The sequence below is a fragment of the Pseudomonas sp. KH_040 genome (genome assembly GCF_057839305.1).
Window position 1 is genome coordinate 4,971,646 of sequence record NZ_CM174487.1, and the last position, 17,149, is coordinate 4,988,794.

Below are 17,149 nucleotides of genomic sequence, written 5' to 3' on the forward strand. Positions count from 1 at the left end.
TTTACCACATCAGATCATCAGGGATCTGATACGCCGCGTAAGGATCGTCCTCGGTGCTGACCTCTTCAGTCTGCACGTTGAGCTGGACGATACGCTGCGGATCGCGCTCTTGGATCTTCAGGGCCGCTTCACGCGGGATGACTTCGTAGCCGCCGGCATGGTGCACGATCGCCAGCGAACCGCTGCTGAGCTTGTTGCGCATCAGCGTGTTGACCGAGATGCGCTTGACCTTCTTGTCGTCGACGAAGTTGTAGTAATCCTCGGTGGTCAGCTTCGGCAGACGCGAGACTTCGATCAGTTGCTTGACCTGCGCTGCACGCGCCTTGGCCTCGGCTTTCTCTTTCTGTTGGCGGTTCAACTCCTGGTCACGCTTGACCTTCTCGGCCATGGCTTCCTGAGCCGCGCGCTGCTGCGAGTCATCCAGTTCGATCTGGCCTTTGTGCGCCAGACGTTGCTGCTTCTGCTTGTCCTTGCTGACCTGCTTGGCCTGCTTTTGATTGACCAGTCCTGCTTTGAGCAACTGGTCGCGAAGGGAAATACTCATGGTGCTTACTCACTTGGGCAGTGGCTCAGCCGCAGCCGGGCAAATTCTTTTCCTGACGTTTGGCTTCACCCCACAGGGCGTCCAACTCTTCGAGGGTGCAATCTTCTATGGGACGGTGGGTGTCGCGCAATGCCTGTTCGATAAATCGGAAACGTCTTTCGAACTTGCCGTTGGCGCCACGCAGCGCGGTTTCCGGGTCAACCTTCAAGTGCCGGGCCAGGTTGACCACGGAAAACAGCAAGTCGCCGATCTCGTCAGCAACGGCGACGGGATCGTTTTCGGACATGGCTTCGAGGACTTCGTCGAGTTCTTCGCGCACCTTATCGAGCACCGGCAAGGCGTCCGGCCAGTCGAAACCGACCTGGCCGGCGCGCTTCTGCAATTTGGCCGAACGCGACAGCGCCGGCAACGTGGCCGGCACATCATCAAGCAATGACAGTTGCTCGGGCGCGGCAGATTTCTCCGCACGCTCCTCTGCCTTGATCTCTTCCCAGCGCTGTTTGACCTGTTCCTCGCTCAAGCGCGGCACGTCGAGCGGTGCATACAGATCGCCCGTTGGAAAGACATGAGGATGACGACGAATCAGCTTGCGGGTGATGCTGTCGATCACCCCGGCAAATTCGAAGCGCCCTTCTTCCTTGGCCAACTGGCTGTAATACACCACTTGAAACAACAGATCGCCCAACTCCCCCTGCAAATGATCGAAGTCGCCTCGTTCAATGGCGTCAGCCACTTCGTAGGCTTCTTCGAGGGTATGCGGGACGATGGTCGCGTAGGTTTGCTTGATGTCCCACGGGCAACCGTACTGAGGATCGCGCAGACGGCTCATGAGGTGGAGCAGGTCTTCAAGGCTGTACATACAAACTCTCACTCAACTCTTTCTGCGATCTTGATCGTTCCCACGCTCTGCGTGGGAATGCAGCCCGTGACGCTCCGCGTCACTGGACGCAGAGCGTCCCTAGAGGCATTCCCACGCAGAGCGTGGGAACGATCAATCGAAGCCATCTTCAGGGCGTACGGTTACGCCGCGTTTCGATGATGTTCGGCAACTGCGATATGCGCCCGAGCAAGCGCCCCAGCGCATCCAGCCCCGGGATCTCGATGGTCAGGGACATCAGCGCGGTGTTGTCTTCCTTGTTCGAGCGGGTATTGACCGCCAGCACGTTGATGCGCTCGTTGAGCAGCACCTGCGAGACGTCACGCAGCAGACCGGAGCGGTCGTAGGCACGGATGACGATGTCCACCGGGTAGGTGAGCACCGGCACCGGGCCCCAGCTGACCTGAATGATCCGCTCTGGCTCGCGCCCGCCCAGTTGCAGCACCGAGGCGCAGTCCTGACGGTGAATGCTCACGCCACGGCCCTGGGTGATGTAACCGACGATCGCGTCGCCCGGCAGTGGCTGGCAGCAGCCGGCCATCTGCGTCATCAGGTTGCCGACGCCCTGGATCTGAATGTCGCCGCGCTTGCCCGGTTTGTAGCCGGTGGCTTTGCGCGGAATCAGTTCCAGCTGTTCGTTACCGCGTTCCGGCTCGACCAGTTGCTGCGCCAGGTTGACCAGTTGCGCCAGACGCAGGTCGCCGGCACCGAGGGCGGCGAACATGTCTTCGGCGGTTTTCATGTTGGCCTTGTCGGCCAGCTTGTCGAAGTCCACCGCGGGCAGACCGAGGCGCGTCAGTTCGCGTTCGATCAGGGTTTTACCGGCGGCAACGTTCTGGTCGCGCGCCTGTAGCTTGAACCAGTGAACGATCTTCGCCCGCGCCCGCGAGGTGGTGACGTACCCGAGGTTGGAGTTCAGCCAGTCGCGGCTCGGCGTACCGTGCTTGCTGGTGATGATCTCGACCTGCTCACCGGTCTGCAGGCTGTAGTTGAGCGGCACGATGCGCCCGTTGATCTTCGCGCCACGGCAGTTGTGGCCGATTTCGGTGTGCACGCGGTAAGCGAAGTCCAGCGGCGTCGCGCCTTTTGGCAAGTCGATGGCGTGACCGTCGGGGGTGAAGATGTAGACCCGGTCCGGCTCGATGTCGACGCGCAGCTGTTCGGCCAGGCCACCGATGTCACCCAGTTCTTCATGCCACTCGAGGACCTGACGCAGCCAGGAGATTTTCTCTTCGTAATGGTTCGAGCCGGATTTGACGTCGGTGCCTTTGTAACGCCAGTGCGCGCAGACGCCGAGTTCGGCTTCTTCGTGCATCGAATGCGTACGGATCTGCACCTCAAGCACTTTACCCTCAGGGCCGATCACCGCCGTGTGCAACGAGCGGTAGCCGTTCTCTTTCGGGTTGGCGATATAGTCGTCGAACTCTTTCGGGATGTGCCGCCACAAGGTGTGGACGATACCCAGCGCGGTGTAGCAGTCGCGCATTTCCGGGACCAGCACGCGCACCGCACGCACGTCGTAGATCTGGCTGAATTCCAGACCCTTGCGCTGCATTTTGCGCCAGATCGAATAGATGTGTTTGGCCCGGCCGCTGATGTCGGCATCGACGCCGGTGGCCTGCAATTCATCCTTGAGCTGGGTCATCACGTCGGCGATGAAACGCTCGCGATCAAGCCGTCGCTCGTGGAGCAACTTGGCAATCTGTTTGTATTGATCAGGTTCGAGATAGCGGAAGGACAAGTCCTCCAGTTCCCATTTGATATGACCGATGCCGAGGCGGTGCGCGAGCGGCGCATAGATATCGAACACTTCGCGGGCGACACGGTTACGTTTTTCATCGTCGGCGGTTTTCACCGCGCGAATGGCGCAGGTTCGTTCGGCCAGTTTGATCAGCGCAACACGGACATCGTCGACCATCGCCACGAGCATCTTGCGCAGGTTTTCCACCTGCCCCTGCGTGCCCATGACCATCGACTGACGCGGACTGAGGCTGGCGCTGATAGCGGCCATGCGCTGCACGCCGTCGATCAGTTTGGCCACCACCGGGCCAAAGCGCTGGCCGACGGCCGCGAGTTCGATCTGGCCTTCGCGTACGCCGCGATACAGGACCGCCGCGACCAGAGAATCCTGATCGAGCTTGAGGTCGGCGAGAATCTCGGCGATTTCCAGGCCGGTACTGAAACTACCGGAGCCTTCGGCCCACAGATTCCTCTTGGCATTGGACTGTTGTTCGGCCTCGCGAGCGAACTCGCAGGCTTCTTTCAAGGCTTCGCGATCCAGTGCCAGATCGACACTGACCGCGTGATCGAGCCAAGCCTCGAGATTGATACTGCCGTCAGTGTTGATCGGCTGGTGTGCTCTCACCTGTACCATGTTGCTTTACCTTCCCTACGACGCAGATTCAATGCGTCAAATCGCTGACCTTCAGTGCCCATTCGCGCTCGCGGGGCTAAAGCGAGCGCTGCGCGGACAGGTCAGACGGATTCAGACGAGCCATCCTGGCTCGCTTCAAATAACGCCATGGCCTCGACATGTGCCGTCTGAGGAAACATATCGAGAATCCCGGCACGTTTTAACCGGTAGCCCTGCTTGATCAATTCGACCGTGTCGCGCGCCAGAGTTGCAGGGTTGCACGACACATACACCAACCGTTTGGCACCCAGGGTCGCCAGCTTGCGAACCACCTCGAAAGCACCGTCACGCGGTGGGTCCAAGAGTACCGCAGAAAAGCCGTTTCCGATCCACTGGGCATCGGTCAAAGGCTGGGATAAATCGGCTTGAAAAAACTTTGTGTTATGCAAATTGTTACTAGCGGCGTTGGCTTCGGCGCGATCGACCATGGTCTGCACACCTTCGACTGCCACCACTTCGCGCACGGCTTTGGCCAGCGGCAAAGCAAAGTTGCCCAAGCCGCAGAACAGATCCAGCACACGTTCATCGCTACCCGGTTTCAGCCAGTCCAGCGCCTGCGCCACCATCGCTTCGTTGACGCCAGCGTTGACCTGGACGAAGTCGCCCGGCCGGTAAGCCAGATCCAGATCCCACTGTTCCAGGCGATAGCCCAGCGACTGGGTCGCATCGACCGGTTGCGGCTCGCCTTCGCCATGCAGCCACAACTGCGCTTCATGGAATTGGCAGAAGTCCTTGAGGATCGTCAGATCCGCTTCGGACAACGGCGCCATGTGCCGCAGCAACACCGCCAGTGACGAGCCACTGAACAACTCGACATGCCCCAGCGCCTGCGGTTTGCTCAAACGACGAAGCATCTCCGGCAAACGGGTCATGATCGGTTGCAAGGGCTGTACCAGCACCGGACATTCGCTGATCGCGACGATGTCCTGACTGCCGGCGGCGCGGAAACCGACTTCGAGTTTCTTCGCCTTCATGTCCCAGCGCACGGCGATGCGGGCGCGACGGCGATAGCCGAATTCAGGTCCGGTCAGCGGTGCTGCCCATTCTTCAGGTTCGACACCGGCGACACGCGACAATTGCTCGGCGAGCATGCGCTGTTTCAGGGCAAGCTGTTCGCTGTGAGGCAAATGCTGGACGCTGCAACCGCCGCAACGGCCGGCGTGCTGGCAGGGTGCCGGGCGGCGCAGTTCGCTGGCCTTGAACACGCGCTCGGTGCGCGCCTCGACCACTTTGCCGTGGGCGCCGAGTACTCGCGCTTCGACCTCTTCACCGGCGAGGGCGCCGAGGACGAACCAGGTCTTGCCTTCGAAAAACGCGATGCCGCGACCGTCATTGGCCAGGCGCTCGATGCTCAAGCGCTGCTTTTTGCCGGTCGGGATTTGCGCGGCCTTGCTGCCGCCCGTGGGCTGGAAGCGCAGGCCTCTCTCGTGCTTGGCCATCAGTTGGGCGCGTCGAAAATGCCGGTCGACAGGTAACGGTCGCCACGGTCGCAGATGATCGCGACGATCACCGCGTTTTCAACTTCTTTGGACAGGCGCAGCATCGCTGCCACCGCACCGCCCGAGGACACGCCGCAGAAGATGCCTTCTTCGCGGGCCAGACGTCGGGTGACGTCCTCGGCTTCGCTTTGCGCCATGTCGACGATACGGTCAACGCGATCGGCCTGATAGATCTTCGGCAGGTATTCCTGCGGCCAGCGACGGATGCCCGGAATGGCCGAGCCTTCCATCGGTTGCAGTCCGACGATCTGCACTTTGTCGCTCTGCTCTTTCAAGTAGCGCGACACGCCCATGATGGTGCCGGTGGTGCCCATCGAGCTGACGAAATGAGTGATGGTGCCCTGGGTCTGACGCCAGATTTCCGGACCTGTGGTGGTGTAATGCGCTTCAGGATTGTCGCCATTGGCGAACTGATCGAGCACCTTGCCACGGCCTTCGGCTTCCATACGCTGGGCGAGGTCGCGGGCGCCTTCCATGCCTTCTTCCTGGCTGACCAGAATCAGCTCGGCACCGTACGCGGTCATTGCCGCTTTACGTTCGGCGCTGGAGTTGTCCGGCATGATCAGGATCATTTTGTAACCCTTGATCGCGGCCGCCATGGCCAGCGCGATCCCGGTGTTACCCGAGGTCGCTTCGATCAGCGTATCACCGGCATGAATCTGCCCGCGCAACTCGGCGCGAGTGATCATCGACAACGCCGGACGGTCCTTGACCGAACCCGCCGGGTTATTCCCTTCGAGCTTGAGCAATAGGGTGTTGCTGGTAGCACCGGGCAGGCGCTGCAAACGCACCAGCGGCGTGTTGCCGACGCAATCGGCGATGGTTGGGTACTGCAAGGTCATGGCGTATTCGCAATCCAGACGTGCGGGGGCGCCTATCATACCGGCAAACCCGCGCAGGCCATATCACGCAAAGTGCGGTGCTTATGGTTTATGGGAATAAGGGATTGAAAGTCGCACCAGTGGTGCGACTTTTGTGTTGAGCCATTTTCATTGGTGGTGATGCGCAGAGACTCTTCGCGAGCAGGCTCGCTCCCACAGGGAGTAGTGTCATTCGCAGAATAGTGTCAGCAGTGATGACACTATTAACTGTTGATCACACGATCTGCGGCGAACCGAGTTCCAATGTGGGAGCGAGCCTGCTCGCGAAGGCGTCAGGCGGCGCGAAATCACCCTCAGCGACCAACCGCAAATTCAACCGCAACCCCGCCCCGCTGTTCTCCGCCCAAATACTTCCGCCCTGACGCTGCACGGCATTGCGCGCGATGCTCAGCCCCAAGCCAAATCCACCGTCCCCGGGCCGCGAGCCGTCGAGCCGGGTGAACGGTGAAAAGATCCGTTGCAGATCCCCTTCCGCTACGCCGCCGCCCTGATCTTCCAGCCACAGATGCCAGTAATCACCATCGCGCCGTCCATCAAGACGCACGATCCCGCTCGGCGGCGAATGCCGAATCGCGTTACGCAGAATGTTCTCCAGCGCCTGCGCCAGCGTATTCAGGTTGCCACGCACCCAGCATGAGGCCTCGACCGCGCACTGCAATTGCAGACTCGGCCAGCCGCTTTCATAACAGGCATTGTCGGTGAGCATTTCCCACAGGGCCTGGATCTGAATCGCCTCGTCGGGCAATGGCGAACGCTCGGTATCGAGCCAGGCCAGTTGCAGGGTGTCTTCGACCAGTCTTTGCATACCGTCGACTTCACGACCTATGCGCTCACGCAGTTGCAGCAGACCTTGTTCGCTTTCACTGGCGACCCGCAAGCGGCTCAACGGTGTGCGCAATTCGTGGGACAGATCACGCAGCAGTTGCTGTTGCAAGGCGACGGTCGATTGCAGGCGTTCGGACATCGAGTCGAATGCCCGCGCCAGCTCGCCGAGTTCGTCCGGCCGTTGGGTGATGCCGCTCGACAGCCGTACATTCAACTGGTCGGCACGCCAGGCGTTGGCCTGTTCGCGCAGGTTGTTCAGCGGCACGACCAACAAGCGATACAGACCGACACACAGCAATAACGTGAACAGCCCGGGAATCACGCCGTTAGTGATAACGCGCCAGAACACCCGGTACTTGCCCGGAACAAATCGTTCGGGCAACTCGATCACCAGGCTGCCGGCAGACGGCTCTTTGGGGAAAGGAATGCGCAACCACGGCCGCCCCTGTTTGTGAATCGGCCAGTCGAGACCGCGCAGGAAGGTCAGGCGCTGCAATTCCTGATCATTGAGCGGATCATTGCCCAGCGACTGCAAATTGCCGCCGATCACACCGACCCAACTGGCTTCGCGCAATTCCATGCTCTGCAACCAGTCATCAACACCGCTGCGTCCACCATGCTGCCACGCCTGTTCCGCTTGCGCGGCATAACGAGTGAGCGTGCCGCGCGCTTCGTCGGAGAGGAACTGGTTGCGCTCCTCCATGTAACGCCCCCACGACCAGCTCAGCCAGATCATCAGCAGACAGAACGCGACCAGCAGAAACGCCAGTTTCCAGAACAGCGAATGCCGCCCCGGCAGTTCAGAGCGTTTCATCGGCGGCGCTCAATACGTAGCCCTTGCCCCAGACAGTCCGCACTTCACGCTCGGTGTAACCGATGGCTTTGAGTTTGCGGCGGATCTGGCTGATGTGCATATCAAGACTGCGGTCGTGAGCCGCGTAGCCGCGCTGCAAAACGTGCTGATAAAGGAAGGCTTTGCTCAGCACTTCCTCGTCATTGCGATTGAGGGTTTCCAGCAAACGGTATTCGCTACGGGTCAGCCCGGCGGCTTGCTCGCGGAAAAACACATCGCACTGTTCGTCATCGAACCGCAGCGTACCGGCCGCCACGGGCACCGCGGGGGCGGCCGGGCGCCGATCCAGGGCAACCCGGCGCAGGATCGCTTCGATGCGCACATGCAACTCGGCCATGCTGAACGGTTTGGGCAAATAGTCGTCGGCCCCCAGACGGAAACCACTGATACGATCCGCCTCGGCGCCGAGGGCCGACATCAGCAGCACCGGCGTCGAATGGCTCTGGCGCAATTGCGTCAACACATTCAAACCGTCCATGCCTGGCAACAGGATATCCATCAGCACCACGTCGAACGGCTGGCGCCTGGCGATGCTCAGGCCTTCCTGGCCGTTCTGGCACCAGGTCACCTGAAAGCCGCTGCGGCCCAGATGTTCGTGAACATAGGCACCGAGCACCGGATCGTCTTCGATGGAGAGAATGCGTGGCTGGCCAGCGGAAACAGGAGTCATGAGTATCTGCAAGTAATTCTCAGTTGAGACTGATTATTCAAGATTGCCGGGGATCGGGCAACTCAAGGTTGGTCCAGCCGACAAACGAACAGCGGCGCCCTGCCCCACCACGAGTGCATTTTTCCGGAGATTGCCTGCGAGCAAATCGCTACACTGCGCCCATGCCGCGTGCCGGATGCACGCATGAGTCAACAGATCAGCGGGATGCAGGAGATAGGCGTGCTCAAGAAACTGGGAATCAAAGGTCGCGTGTTGTTGCTGACCTTGTTGCCGACCAGCCTGATGGCGCTGGTGCTGGGTGGTTATTTCACCTGGACGCAGCAGTCCGACTTGCAGAGCCAATTGATGCAACGCGGCGAAATGATCGCCGAGCAACTGGCGCCGCTGGTGGCACCCGCCATGGGGCACGGCAATAGCGATCTGCTTGAACGCATCGCCACCCAGTCCCTTGAACAACCGGACGTGCGCGCGGTGACCTTCCTCGCCCCGGACCGCTCGCCGCTGGCCCATGCCGGGCCGACCATGCTCAATCAGGCGCCGAGCGGCGACAGCGCGCATTTGCAACGGCGCAGCGGCAATGACGCGACGCGTTACCTGATGCCGGTGTTCGGCAAACACCGCAACCTCGCCGGTGAACTGATCCCGGACGAATCCGACCGACTGCTCGGCTGGGTCGAATTGGAGCTGTCGCACAACGGCATGCTGCTGCGCGGTTATCGCAGCCTGTTCGCCAGCCTGTTGCTGATTGCCGCCGGTCTGGCGGGCGCGGCATTGCTGGCGTTACGCATGGGCCGCACCATCAACCGTCCGCTGAGCCAGATCAAGCAAGCCGTCGCGCAACTCAAGGACGGCCATCTGGAAACGCGTTTGCCGCCGCTCGGCAGTCAGGAGCTGGACGAACTGGCGTCGGGCATCAACCGCATGGCCGGCACCCTGCAAAACGCCCGCGAAGAACTGCAGCACAGTGTCGATCAGGCCACCGAAGACGTCCGGCAGAATCTGGAAACCATCGAGATCCAGAACATCGAACTGGACTTGGCGCGCAAAGAAGCGCTGGAAGCCAGCCGGATCAAATCCGAATTCCTCGCCAACATGAGCCACGAGATCCGCACGCCGCTCAATGGCATTCTCGGCTTCACCCACCTGTTGCAGAAAAGTGAACTGACCCCGCGCCAGCTCGATTATCTGGGCACCATCGAAAAGTCTGCCGACAGCCTGCTGGGGATCATCAACGAGATCCTCGACTTCTCGAAAATCGAGGCCGGCAAACTGGTACTCGACCACATTCCGTTCAACCTGCGCGACCTGCTACAGGACACCCTGACCATCCTCGCCCCGGCCGCACACGCCAAGCAGTTGGAGCTGGTCAGTCTGGTCTATCGCGACACGCCGCTGTCGCTGGTCGGTGACCCGCTGCGTCTGAAGCAGATCCTCACCAACCTGGTCAGCAACGCCATCAAGTTCACCCGCGAAGGCACCATCGTCGCCAGGGCGATGCTTGAAGAGGAACACGAAGACAGCGTGCAACTGCGCATCAGCATTCAGGACACTGGCATCGGTCTGTCGAATCAGGATGTGCGCGCGTTGTTCCAGGCGTTCAGCCAGGCCGACAACTCGCTGTCGCGGCAACCGGGTGGCACCGGTCTGGGGCTGGTGATTTCCAAACGCCTGATCGAACAGATGGGCGGCGAAATCGGCGTCGACAGCACGCCGGGCGAAGGCTCGGAATTCTGGATCAGCCTGAGCCTGCCGAAAACCCGTGACGACGCCGAAGATTTGCCGGCCGCGCCGTTGCTCGGGCGCCGCGTGGCGGTGCTGGAAAATCACGAACTGGCACGTCAGGCCTTGCAGCACCAACTGGAAGACTGTGGCCTCGATGTCACGCCGTTCAACACCCTCGAAAGTTTGACCAACGGCGTCACCGGCGCGCACCAGACCGATCAGGCGATCGATCTGGCGGTCATCGGCATCACCAGCAACGACATGCTGCCCGAGCGTTTGAATCAGCACATCTGGGACCTCGAACACCTCGGCTGCAAAGTGCTGGTGCTGTGCCCGACCACCGAACAGACGCTGTTCCATCTGTCGGTGCCGAACCCGCACAGCCAACTGCAAGCGAAACCGGCCTGCACACGTAAATTGCGCCGCGCCCTGGCCGATCTGGTCAACCCGCGCCAGCCGCGCAATGAGCCAGGCGAACCGCTGTCGAGCCGCGCGCCGAAAGTGCTCTGTGTCGACGACAACCCGGCCAACCTGCTGCTGGTGCAAACCCTGCTCGAAGACATGGGCGCCAAGGTACTTGCGGTGGAAAGCGGCTACGCGGCGGTCAAAGCGGTGCAGAGCGAATCGTTCGATCTGGTGTTGATGGACGTGCAGATGCCAGGCATGGACGGCCGCCAGAGCACCGAAACCATTCGCCAGTGGGAAAGCGAGCGACACTGCACGCCGCTGCCGATCGTCGCCCTCACCGCCCACGCCATGGCCAACGAAAAACGCGCGCTGCTGCAAAGCGGCATGGATGACTACCTGACCAAGCCGATCAGCGAGCGGCAACTGGCGCAGGTGGTACTGAAGTGGACCGGCCTGGCCTTGCGCAATCAAGGGCCGGAACGGATCAGCGACAGCGCGGCGGGCAATAACGAACTGCCGGTGCTTGATCACGAGGAAGGCTTGCGCCTGGCTGCCGGCAAGGCTGACTTGGCGGCGGACATGCTGGCCATGTTGCTCGCCTCACTGGAAGCCGACCGCGAAGCCATCCGCGCGGCGTGCGAAAACCGCGACCAGAACGCATTGATCGAGCGCGTCCATCGCCTGCACGGTGCCACCCGTTATTGCGGCGTACCGCAATTGCGCGCGGCCTGCCAGCGCAGCGAAACCCTGCTCAAGCAGGACGACCCCAAGGCTGTGGCAGCGCTGGAAGAACTGGAGCGCGCGATCAACCGGCTAGCGGCGCAAGCGAAGATCAGCGCCTGATCCACAGCAATGCCGGCCAACACCGGCAGCGCTAAAGTGGGATCGGGTGATTCAATCCGTGTCGATGTTCCAGGAGGATTTCATGCGCACGCTCGTTTTCAGTAGCCAGACCTACGACCGCGACAGCTTCCTCGCCGCCGATTGCCCGGCGGGTATCGAGCTGCACTTTCAACCGGCCCGGCTCAGCCTCGATACGGCAGCGCTGGCCGACAAACACCAAGTGGTCTGTGCGTTTATCAATGATGATCTCAGCGCTGCAGTGCTGGAACGTCTGGCCGCGGGCGGCACGCGCCTGATTGCCCTACGCTCGGCGGGTTACAACCATGTCGATCTGGCCGCGGCGAAACGTCTCGGACTGGCCGTGGTGCGCGTGCCGGCCTACTCGCCGCATGCGGTGGCCGAACACGCCGTGGCGCTGATCCTGGCCCTCAACCGTCGTCTGCACCGTGCCTATAACCGCACCCGTGAAGGCGATTTCAGCCTGCATGGCCTGACCGGTTTCGACCTGGTCGGCAAAACCGTGGGAATTGTCGGCACCGGCCAGATCGGCGCCACGTTCGCCAAAATCATGCACGGCTTCGGCTGTGAGCTGCTGGCTTACGATCCTTTCCCCAACCCGGAGGTGCTGGCGTTGGGTGCGCGTTATCTGAGCCTGCCGGAACTGCTCGCGCAGTCGCGGATCATCAGCCTGCACTGCCCGCTCAACGAGCAGAGCAAACACCTGATCAACCGCGACTCGCTGGCGCACATGCAGGCCGGCGCCATGCTGATCAATACCGGCCGTGGTGGCCTGGTCGACACACCGGCACTGATCGATGCATTGAAGGACGGCCAGCTCGGCTATCTGGGGCTGGATGTTTATGAGGAAGAGGCACAACTGTTTTTCGAGGATCGCTCCGACCTGCCCCTGCAGGACGATGTGCTGGCGCGCCTGCTGACCTTTCCCAACGTGATCATCACCGCGCATCAGGCGTTTCTGACCCGCGAAGCACTGGGTGCGATTGCTGCAACCACCCTGCACAACATCGCGACCTGGGTGGCGGGAACGCCACAGAACCAGGTCGAGGGTTGAAATTTTTTCCGCTTACTTGGGTGAAAGCGAAGTCGCCAGAATCAGCATCGCCAGCCAGCCGAAGCCAAAAAAGCGCTGTTTCATCGAGTGGCCGTAGCGCAGCAGGAACCAGACGAAAAACATCGGCAGCAGGAAGATCATGATCTTCAGCCAGCCTTCCACCGGGCGACTGCCGTCGGCATTGGTCTGCTCAGTGGCCGGTTGCTCGGTGGGCTGCTGGCGCCGACGCCGCGCAGCGGCCGGCATCACTTTCGGCAAAGGTTGCGGCTCAGGCGCTGGAGCACTGACTTCGGGCACAGCCTTGTTACGCGGCAGACTGCCGAACGAGATTGTCGCAGCCTGAACAGGCGCGGCTACGGTTTGCGCGTGTACTGCTTGCTCCGCCATTGGAGCCCCGCAATGAATGCACGCGTTGGCTTCGGAGCTGATGCTCTTCTTGCATTCATAACATTCGATCAGCGCCATGTTCCGTTCCTTCAGATTCGAGGCCGGCAGTTTGCCATGAGTGTCGCGGCATTTGAACCGGATCGAAGGTCGCACGCGCGCATCATTCTGCAATCAAGCCCGTGCTAGCATGTCGCGCATATTTGGAGGACCCATGGTCGAACACGATTTCCGCTACACCCTGATGAACCCGCAACACACTCTCACCGAATGCCGCGCCCTCGTTCCGGGCCGCTATCAGGTCACCGGCAATGGTGGCTCGATTCGCATCGGTGACGCGCTGTTGGTCACCCTCAAAGGCAGCAAGGACTTGTCCATGCGCCTGACCGTTGAAACCGTCCGCCACCTGATCAATCCGCCGGGCCAATGGACCGCGATGACCACGGGCCCGGTGTTCGGTGAACTGGCGATCCACACCTGGCAGGTCAACTGCGACAACTGCGCCAAAGAGCTGAGCTTCGAATTCGCCGTGGACGCCAAACTCGGTAAAACCGCAGAAAAACCGGCAGCCACCGCGCGCATCGCCGAGCTGGGCTGGAAAGCCGTTGGCGACAAGCATTTGTGCCCGAAATGCCAGGTGTCGGCATGATCAAACGCCTTGCCCTGACCGCGCTGGTCGGTGCCGGCCTGGTGGGCTGTGCCGCAGAACCTGTGCAACTGCAACAGAACCGCAGCTACATTCTGGAGTGGATCGGTGAGCGGCCGTTGATGGATTACAGCCATCTGACCGTGACCCTTGGCGATGATGGCCGCGCCTACGGAAACGGTGGCTGCAACCATTGGTTCGCGCCGTACACGCTGGACGGTGACAAGCTGACTTTCGGCAAGATCGGCAAGACCCGCAAGCTTTGTGCACCAGCGCTGATGGAGCAGGAACAACGCTTCCTGCAGGCGCTGGAGCATGTCGAGCGCTGGGACATTTCGCCGATCGAGCAGATGCGCTTCTGGCCGGCGGAAGGCAAGCCGTTGCGTTGGTGGCTGGAAGAGGGTTGATTGGCTAGACCGCCGATACCCTCATCGGAACGCCGCCCGCCTAGCCCTCTCCCAGAGGGAGAGGGGACTGATTGGGGGATATTGGAGAGGTACGCCGACTTGAACGAGTGCAACTGAATCCATAATCGACTGGGTCTTGCTTTGGCGAATCTACAATCGACTCGATCTCTCAGGTCGATGTACCTCGCCAGACACCTCGGTCGGCCCCCTCTCCCTCTGGGAGAGGGCTGGGGTGAGGGTTGCTCTTTAGCGGCAACTCACTTGGTCGCCTGCAACGCCTCAAGCTTGGCCATCACCCCCGCCGCCGTCTGCTCGCCCATCAACTGTTCCCGCACCTTACCCTTGTTGTCGATGATGTACGTCACCGGCAGCGCTTCACTGCGCGGCAACTCGAACAGTTCCGCCGGATCCTGCGCCAGCACGGTGAACTTGATGCCCAGCTTTTCACTGGCGTCTTTCAGTTCCACGCCCTGCACATTGTCGAAGTTCACCCCGAACACGCCAACGTTCTTGCTCTTCAGCTCATCCGCCAAATGATTGAGTTCCGGGATTTCGGTCCGGCACGGACCACACCATTCGGCCCAGTAGTTCAGCACTACCCATTGTTTGTCCAGACGCTCCGACGCAACCTTCTGGCCGTTCTGGTCGATACCGTAATCATTGCCGCAGCCCCCCAGCATCAACGCCCCGATTATCGTCAATGCCGCTGCCAATCGCCGTGTCATGTCGTGTTCCTTGTGAAAATTTGAAGGCGCCTGCGACCCATTGCCTCCGAAGGTTCTGGATTGCGCGCTGCACAGTTAGAATAGCCGCCACTTTACGCCAGAAGCGACCCGCCATGACCGATCTGACGCTTTATCACAATCCGCGCTGCTCGAAATCCCGCGGCGCGCTGGAGCTTCTTGAAGCCCGCGGCCTGACCCCGAACGTCGTGCGTTACCTCGAAACCCCGCTGAACGCGGCGCAAATCAAGGCCCTGCTCGGCAAGCTCGGGATCAGCGCGCGTCAGTTGCTGCGCACCGGGGAAGATGAATACAAAATGCTTCAGCTGGCTGACGAAAGCCTCAGCGAAGCGCAATTGATCGACGCCATCGCTCAGCACCCGAAACTGATGGAGCGGCCGATTCTCGAAGTCGGCGACAAAGCCGTGATCGGTCGTCCGCCGGAAAATGTGCTGGAGTTGTTGCTGTGAGCGCGCCGTACATTCTGGTGCTGTATTACAGCCGCAACGGCTCGACCAATGAAATGGCCCGGCAGATTGCCCGAGGTGTCGAGCAGGCGGGTCTCGAAGCACGCTTGCGTACGGTGCCAGCCATTTCCACCGAGTGCGAAGCGGTGTCGCCGGACATCCCGGAAGAAGGCGCGTTGTATGCCACGCTCGATGACCTGAAGAACTGCGCGGGTTTGGCCCTCGGCAGCCCGACACGCTTTGGCAACATGGCCGCGCCGCTGAAGTACTTCCTCGATGGCACCAGCAACCTCTGGCTGACCGGCGCCCTCGTCGGCAAACCGGCTGGCGTGTTCACGTCTACCGCCAGCCTGCACGGCGGCCAGGAAACCACCCTGCTGTCGATGATGCTGCCACTGCTGCACCACGGCATGCTCATCACCGGCCTGCCGTACAGCGAATCGGCGTTGCTCGAAACCCAGGGCGGCGGTACGCCTTACGGTGCCAGTCATCACGCTGGGGCTGACGGCAAAAGTGCTCTCGATCAGCATGAAGTGGCGTTGTGTCGCGCGCTGGGTCTGCGGCTGGCGAAAACCGCTCAGAAACTGGTGGGCTGATATGGCGAAGAAGCCGAAGATTCTGCCGAGTGTCGAGTGGCTGGAGCCACGAGTGAAGGCGATGCGGGTGATTAGCCTGCTGAGCTTCTTCGCCCTCGCCGGCCTGCTGGCGGCCTACTATCTGCTGTTCGCCGATCTGCACGGCGCGCGGCCGTGGGTGATTCTGCTGGTCGAGTTGATCCCATGGATCGTGCTCGCCCCGGCAATGATCATGGGCAGCGCCCGCGGGCATTCGTGGATGTGTTTTGTGGTGAATCTGTATTTCATCAAGGGCGCACTGGCGGCGTATGACCCGAACCGGCAGTTGTTTGGTGTGCTGGAGATGGTCGCGAGTCTGGCGGTGTTCTGCTCGGCGCTGCTGTATGTGCGCTGGCGGTATCAGTTGAATCGCAAGCTGGCTGGCGAGGGCGAGATCTCCGTCGCCTGACAGATCGCCATCGCTGGCAAGCCAGCTCCCACAGGATCTGTGTTGAAACACAATATTGTGATCAATACAAAAACCTGTGGGAGCTGGCTTGCCAGCGATTGGGGCAACTCGGTATCAATGATTCACTGTGTACGCGAGCATCATCGAAATCTGGCTCATCGCCCGCCCGCCGCTCTGCTCGTGCCATTGATTGAACGCATCCTGCACAATCGCCAGATCGCGCAGACTGGTCGGCACCTTGTCGACGATCTTCTGTGCATTCAGCGCGGCGACCACGTCGTAGCTCGGTACAAACGTGTCCTTGCCGACCATGCGCAAAAACCGTGGCGCCGACAGCCCACCCAGTTGATGACCGTGCTTTTTCAGGTAGGTCCACAGACCGACGATATCGGTCACCGGCCAGTCGGCGATCAACGCACCGAAACTGCCCTTGTCTTTCTCTACATCAAGAATGAACTGCGCATTGCGCGGCACGCTCTTGAGCTTGCCCAGGTGACGGATGATCCGCGCATCCTGCATTAAACGCTCAAGGTGTTCGGCGCTCATCAGCACGACTTTTTCCGGGTCGAACTTGAAGAACACTTCTTCGAAGGCTGGCCACTTGGCGTCGACCAGACTGTGCTTGAGGCCTGCACGGAACACACGCAGGGCCATGGTCGAGAGGTAGCGGTCGTCGCTGATCTTGCGCAGTTGCGCCGGGGTCTTGGGAACGGGCAGATGGGCTTCCAGTTCAGCCGCCGAACCGAAGCGGTTCAGACAGTATTCGTGCAGCCACTTGTAATCGCGCATGCCCTCTCCTATTGAATGAAGCGAAGAAACCAATGTGGGAGCGAGCCTGCTCGCGAAGTGGGAGGATCAGTCAACAAATCAGTTGAATGACGCACCGCTTTCGC

General features: G+C 60.8%; 17 protein-coding genes. 7 read left to right on the forward strand and 10 right to left on the reverse strand.

What is annotated here, in order from left to right; translation table 11 throughout:
• Window position 1: 1 nt before the first annotated feature.
• The 7 genes from AC3IUF_RS22130 to AC3IUF_RS22160 form a co-directional block, all read right to left on the reverse strand.
• Window positions 2-544 (reverse strand): DUF2058 domain-containing protein, encoded by a 543-nt coding sequence (locus AC3IUF_RS22130; RefSeq protein WP_016987455.1) that lies wholly within the window; start codon window positions 542-544, stop codon window positions 2-4.
• A 25-nt stretch (window positions 545-569) separates the two neighbouring features.
• Window positions 570-1,403, reverse strand: a complete 834-nt coding sequence (gene mazG / locus AC3IUF_RS22135; RefSeq protein WP_460111582.1) for a nucleoside triphosphate pyrophosphohydrolase — start codon at window positions 1,401-1,403, stop codon at window positions 570-572.
• 148 nt (window positions 1,404-1,551) lie between these two features.
• Complete coding sequence (relA, locus tag AC3IUF_RS22140; RefSeq protein WP_489279311.1) at window positions 1,552-3,795, reverse strand: GTP diphosphokinase; 2,244 nt, start codon at window positions 3,793-3,795, stop codon at window positions 1,552-1,554.
• Between the two features lie 101 nt (window positions 3,796-3,896).
• Window positions 3,897-5,273 carry a 23S rRNA (uracil(1939)-C(5))-methyltransferase RlmD gene (gene rlmD / locus AC3IUF_RS22145; RefSeq protein ID WP_489279312.1) on the reverse strand — a complete coding sequence of 459 codons (1,377 nt, stop codon included), beginning with the start codon at window positions 5,271-5,273 and terminating at the stop codon, window positions 3,897-3,899.
• Complete coding sequence (gene cysM / locus AC3IUF_RS22150) at window positions 5,273-6,175, reverse strand: cysteine synthase CysM (protein WP_042705044.1); 903 nt, start codon at window positions 6,173-6,175, stop codon at window positions 5,273-5,275. The genes rlmD and cysM overlap by 1 nt, the downstream gene beginning before the upstream one ends.
• A gap of 253 nt (window positions 6,176-6,428) precedes the next feature.
• Window positions 6,429-7,853 carry a histidine kinase sensor domain-containing protein gene (locus AC3IUF_RS22155; RefSeq protein WP_414894746.1) on the reverse strand — a complete coding sequence of 475 codons (1,425 nt, stop codon included), beginning with the start codon at window positions 7,851-7,853 and terminating at the stop codon, window positions 6,429-6,431.
• A complete protein-coding gene (locus AC3IUF_RS22160) occupies window positions 7,840-8,562 on the reverse strand; it encodes a response regulator transcription factor (protein WP_489279314.1) in 723 nt (240 codons plus the stop codon). The genes AC3IUF_RS22155 and AC3IUF_RS22160 overlap by 14 nt, the downstream gene beginning before the upstream one ends.
• 219 nt (window positions 8,563-8,781) lie before the next feature.
• Here AC3IUF_RS22160 and AC3IUF_RS22165 point away from each other — a divergent pair, with 219 nt between their 5' ends.
• Window positions 8,782-11,535, forward strand: coding sequence for a response regulator (locus AC3IUF_RS22165; RefSeq protein WP_095114444.1), 2,754 nt, complete (start codon window positions 8,782-8,784; stop codon window positions 11,533-11,535).
• 82 nt (window positions 11,536-11,617) lie between these two features.
• On the forward strand, window positions 11,618-12,607 hold the full coding sequence (locus AC3IUF_RS22170) for a 2-hydroxyacid dehydrogenase (protein WP_007917488.1): 990 nt from the start codon (window positions 11,618-11,620) through the stop codon (window positions 12,605-12,607).
• A 12-nt stretch (window positions 12,608-12,619) separates the two neighbouring features.
• Here the strand turns inward: AC3IUF_RS22170 and AC3IUF_RS22175 are convergent, their stop codons facing one another.
• Window positions 12,620-13,072, reverse strand: coding sequence for a hypothetical protein (locus AC3IUF_RS22175; RefSeq protein ID WP_007917490.1), 453 nt, complete (start codon window positions 13,070-13,072; stop codon window positions 12,620-12,622).
• Between the two features lie 133 nt (window positions 13,073-13,205).
• Between AC3IUF_RS22175 and AC3IUF_RS22180 the strand changes: the two genes are divergently transcribed.
• Together AC3IUF_RS22180 and AC3IUF_RS22185 are read left to right on the forward strand one after the other, a co-directional pair.
• The gene (locus tag AC3IUF_RS22180; RefSeq protein WP_463543530.1) at window positions 13,206-13,640 is read left to right on the forward strand and encodes a hypothetical protein; all 435 of its coding nucleotides are present in this window, start codon (window positions 13,206-13,208) and stop codon (window positions 13,638-13,640) included.
• Window positions 13,640-14,044, forward strand: coding sequence for an META domain-containing protein (locus tag AC3IUF_RS22185; protein WP_042705045.1), 405 nt, complete (start codon window positions 13,640-13,642; stop codon window positions 14,042-14,044). Before AC3IUF_RS22180 ends, AC3IUF_RS22185 begins: the two co-directional genes overlap by 1 nt.
• 257 nt (window positions 14,045-14,301) lie before the next feature.
• Here AC3IUF_RS22185 and AC3IUF_RS22190 read toward each other — a convergent pair whose 3' ends face one another.
• Window positions 14,302-14,769, reverse strand: coding sequence for a TlpA disulfide reductase family protein (locus AC3IUF_RS22190; protein ID WP_007917494.1), 468 nt, complete (start codon window positions 14,767-14,769; stop codon window positions 14,302-14,304).
• A gap of 113 nt (window positions 14,770-14,882) precedes the next feature.
• On the opposite strand from AC3IUF_RS22190, the gene arsC reads away from it, so the two are divergent.
• The 3 genes from arsC to AC3IUF_RS22205 are packed head-to-tail and all read left to right on the forward strand — an operon-like array spanning window position 14,883 to window position 16,256.
• Window positions 14,883-15,236, forward strand: coding sequence for an arsenate reductase (glutaredoxin) (gene arsC / locus AC3IUF_RS22195; protein WP_489279315.1), 354 nt, complete (start codon window positions 14,883-14,885; stop codon window positions 15,234-15,236).
• Entirely contained in the window at window positions 15,233-15,829 is a 597-nt protein-coding gene (gene wrbA / locus AC3IUF_RS22200; protein WP_489279316.1) for an NAD(P)H:quinone oxidoreductase, read from the forward strand. The genes arsC and wrbA overlap by 4 nt, the downstream gene beginning before the upstream one ends.
• 1 nt (window position 15,830) lies before the next feature.
• Window positions 15,831-16,256: a DUF2069 domain-containing protein gene (locus AC3IUF_RS22205; RefSeq protein ID WP_007917509.1), complete on the forward strand. Its 426-nt coding sequence runs from the start codon at window positions 15,831-15,833 to the stop codon at window positions 16,254-16,256.
• Window positions 16,257-16,370: 114 nt separating this feature from the next.
• On the opposite strand, the gene AC3IUF_RS22210 is transcribed toward AC3IUF_RS22205, so the two are convergent.
• Window positions 16,371-17,045, reverse strand: coding sequence for a DNA-3-methyladenine glycosylase I (locus AC3IUF_RS22210; RefSeq protein WP_007917512.1), 675 nt, complete (start codon window positions 17,043-17,045; stop codon window positions 16,371-16,373).
• Window positions 17,046-17,149: the final 104 nt, after the last annotated feature.